Source organism: Kitasatospora putterlickiae (assembly GCF_039527695.1).
Lineage (GTDB): Bacteria > Actinomycetota > Actinomycetes > Streptomycetales > Streptomycetaceae > Kitasatospora > Kitasatospora putterlickiae.
On the sequence record NZ_BAAAKJ010000196.1, the window covers coordinates 45010 to 48739 of the forward strand.

Genomic DNA, 3730 nt, shown 5'->3' on the forward strand with positions numbered 1-3730 from the left:
GCTGCCGGCGCGCACGGTGAGCGCGCCGGCGTCCGTACCCGCGACGCAGTGGGCGGCGGTGACGACGGTGGTGGGGTCGAGGAGGGCGCCGCCGCAGAAGTGCCCGCCCCGGGCCAGCGAGACGAGGTAGGGGGTCTGGCCGGCGGTCACCGGGGTGCCGCCGACGACGGCGTTCGCCGGGGGTGCGGCGGTCAGGGCCGCGGTGGCGGCGAGCAGGGCGGTGATGAGGACGACGAGGGTGTGCCTGAGCCGGGTTCGCATGGTCGTGCTCCGTCTCTGCCGGGGTTGGCCTCCGTTCGCAGGCAAAGGGTAGTGACGGCACGTCAGGCGATGAAGGGAGAAAGAGACAGTCAGATCATCCGACCATCCTGGCGAGGTCCAGGAAGAGCGCCGCCGACCAGCCGAAGCCGGAGGTCGCGCGGGGCGCGCGGGCGCCGGTCAGCGGGTTCCAGTACTCGTAGAGGCCGCCCGCGTCCCGGACCATGGCCACGGTGCGTTCGCGCAGCTCGGCGGCGGTGTCCGGGAAGCCGGAGCGCTGGAGTCCCTCGGCCAGCAGGTAGTTGACGTTGAGCCAGACCGGGCCGCGCCACATCGCCTCCGGGTCGAAGGCCGGGTCGTCGAAGGCCACGGTGGGCACCGGCCGCTCGCCCCAGTAGGCGGGCGAGCGCAGCGTCCGTTCCAGGGCGGCGGCGACCCCGGCGGGCAGCCGGCCGGTGAACAGGGGCATCAGGTCGAGCGCGGTGCGCACCGGCACGGGCGCGCCGGCCGCCAGGGTGGTGAAGCGGGTGCCGTCCCAGCGCCGGGCGACCAGCAGCCGGGCGTGGGCGGCGGCGCGCTCGCGCCAGCGGGCGGCCTCGGCGGGGCGGCCGAGGGCGCCGGCGATGTCGGCGAGCCGGTCGGCCTCCAGGACGAGGTAGGAGTTGAGGTCGGGCGGCTCGGCGCGCGGGCCGTAGTCCCAGACCGGACTGTCGTCGAGGCCGGAGGAGTAGGGGTGCAGGTACTCGGGCAGGCCGTCGCCGTCCGGGTCGGAGGCGGCGAACCACCACGCGTGGGCGCGCACCAGCCGCGGGTAGACGGCGGCGAGGAAGGGGACGTCCGGGTCGGTCTCGTGGACCTTCCAGACGGCCCAGGCGGCGAGGGGCGGTTTGGTGACCGGGACCGGCGCGCGTTCCGGGCGCGCGCCGTTGGCGGTGCCGACGTGCTGGGCGAGCCGGGCGTGGTCGGCGCGCGGCAGGTCGGTGGTGTCGGCCAGGACGCCGTGCTCGTGCACCACGTCGGGGAGCCGGCCGTCGGGCAGCTGGTGGTCCAGGAAGAGCAGGATCTGGTCACGGGCGAGCGCCGGGTCACCGTGGCGCAGCGCGACGGCGTGGAACAGCGCGTCCCAGTTCCAGACGCCGACGTAGCCGTACTTGGAGGGGACCAGGCCCTCCCGGCCGGCGATCGGCAGCAGGTTGACGGCCAGCGTCCACCAGGCCATCCGGGCGCGCTCGGCGAGGTCGGGGCGGACGGCCGGCATCCGGGCGAACCAGTCGGCCCAGCGGGCCTCGGACGCCGCGCGCACGGCGGGGGCGGACCACTCCCCCGGCGGGCCCGCCAGGACGTGGCAGCCGTCCAGCGCGAGGGTGCGTCCGGTGCCGTCGGGCAGCCGCCAGGAGGCCCGCGCGCCGTGCCCGGTGATCACCAGGGTGGCCGGGTCGGCGAACAGCAGCGACACCCCGCCGGCGAAGGCGACCTCGACGGGCGTGGCCGAGACGACCGGCAGCGGGCGTCCGTCGGCGCCGTGCACCAGCAGGCCGGTGAGGTCGGTGGTCTCGGCGAGCGGGGTCTCGTACTCGGCCCGGGCGACCCGCAGGCCGTCGGCCGGGCCGGGGCCCGCGGTGACCAGCAGCCGGGTGCCGCGGTCGGTGAACGGCCGTTCCACCAGGTCGAGTTCGAGGTGCGAGGCGGACATCAGCGCCCTCCCAGGCCCGAGGAGGCCATGCTGTTGAGGATCTTGCGCTGCCCGATCAGGAAGGCGATCAGCATCGGCACCACGGTCATCGCGGACAGCGCCGCGGTGAGCCCGTAGTCGATGCCGCCGCGCTGGGAGTTGAAGGAGTCGAGCAGCAGCGGGACGGTGAACAGCTCCGGGGTGTTGAGGAACACCAGCGGGAAGAAGTAGCTGTTCCAGCTGGCCAGGAAGACGATGATGCCGAGCGTCCACAGGCCGGGCCGGATGTTGGGCAGCACGATCCGCCAGAAGATCGTCCAGCGGCCGGCGCCGTCGATCCTGGCCGCCTCCTCCAGTTCGACCGGGACGGCCCGGATGAACTGGCGCAGCAGGAACACCGCGAAGGGGTTGGCGACGGCGGGCAGGATCAGCGCCAGGTGGGAGTCGATCAGCTGGAGCTTGGCCAGCATGATGTACAGCGGCACGATGGTGACCTGGGCCGGGACCATCTGGGTGGCCAGGAAGAGGCCGAACAGCGGCCCCGAGCCGCGGAACGGGATGCGGGCGAAGGCGTAGGCGGCCATCGCGCCGGTGAGCAGGGTGGCGGCGACGGTGATCGCCGCGATGTACATGCTGTTCCAGTAGGCCCGGCCGATCGGCACCTCGTTCAGCACGTCGGGGTAGTTGCGGGCACGCCAGGGCGAGGGCAGCCAGGACAGCGGCTCGTTGATCATCTGGCTGACGCCCTTGAAGGAGGTCAGCACCATCCAGACGAACGGGAACAGCATCAGCAGGCCGCCGAGGACGAGCCCGGTGTGCAGGAGGAGCCGCCGGGGGGCGGTGGAGTGGCGGACGGTCATGGCGGCGCCTCAGGACTCGTAGTGGACGAAACGCTTCTGCGCCTGGAACTGGACCGCCGTGACGACCAGGGTGAGCAGCAGCAGGAGCAGCGCGGCGGCGCTGGAGAGGCCGAAGTGGAACTCCCGGAAGCCCTGCTGGTAGACCTTGTAGACGATGGTCTGGGCGCCCTCGTTGTGGTCCGGGTTGACCAGGACGTAGACGAGGTCGAAGGCCTGGAACGAGCTGATCACCGACACCACCACGGTGAAGAAGACGGTGGGCGACAGCAGGGGCAGGGTGACCGAGCGCAGCGTCTGCCACGGCCCGGCCCCGTCGATCCGGGCGGCCTCCAGGAGGTTGGCGGGGACGGTGGCGAGGCCGGCCAGGAAGATGACGACGTTGAGCCCGAGCGAGGACCAGATGGTCACCACCGCCACCGCGACCACTACCCAGTCCGGGTCGGCCAGCCAGTCGGGCAGGGTGACGCCGAACAGGTCGTGCACGGTGCCGTTGAGGATGCCGTCGGCGCCGCCGCCCAGGATCATCTGCCAGATCACCGAGACCGCGACCGAGCTGGTCACCACGGGCAGGAAGTAGACCACCCGGTAGGCGGTGCGCCCGCGCACGTTGTGCAGGGCGAGCGCGATCAGCAGCGCGAGCACCAGCCCGCCGGGCACCGTGATCAGGCCGATCTTGAGGGTGTTCCACACCGCGCGGCCGAACTCGGGGTCGGTGAGCTGGGTGCGGAAGTTCTCCAGGCCGACCCAGGTGGCGTCGCCGAGGCCGTCCCAGCGCATGAAGGAGAGGACCACGGCGAAGCCGAGCGGGCCGACCAGGAAGACCAGCAGCCCGAGCAGTTGGGGCGCGAGGAAGACCAGGGCCCACCGGCGGTCGCGGCGGCGCCAGAGCGGCTCGCGCCCGCCGCGCGTGGCGGGGCCGGTGGGGGCGGGGGCGGCCTGG

Annotated in this window: 4 protein-coding genes; all 4 read right to left on the minus strand. The window is 73.2% G+C overall.

Annotated features, from left to right (window positions below; all coding sequences use genetic code 11):
* On the minus strand, positions 1-261 hold a 261-nt coding region (locus ABD308_RS19735), incomplete at its 3' end, for a trypsin-like serine protease (protein WP_344336481.1).
* A 94-nt stretch (positions 262-355) separates the two neighbouring features.
* Positions 356-1951 carry an amylo-alpha-1,6-glucosidase gene (locus tag ABD308_RS19740; RefSeq protein WP_344336483.1) on the minus strand — a complete coding sequence of 532 codons (1596 nt, stop codon included), beginning with the start codon at positions 1949-1951 and terminating at the stop codon, positions 356-358.
* Positions 1951-2790, minus strand: coding sequence for a carbohydrate ABC transporter permease (locus ABD308_RS19745; protein ID WP_344336486.1), 840 nt, complete (start codon positions 2788-2790; stop codon positions 1951-1953). The genes ABD308_RS19740 and ABD308_RS19745 overlap by 1 nt, the downstream gene beginning before the upstream one ends.
* A 9-nt stretch (positions 2791-2799) precedes the next feature.
* The coding region (locus tag ABD308_RS19750) for a carbohydrate ABC transporter permease (protein ID WP_344337101.1) at positions 2800-3730 on the minus strand (931 nt) is incomplete at its 5' end.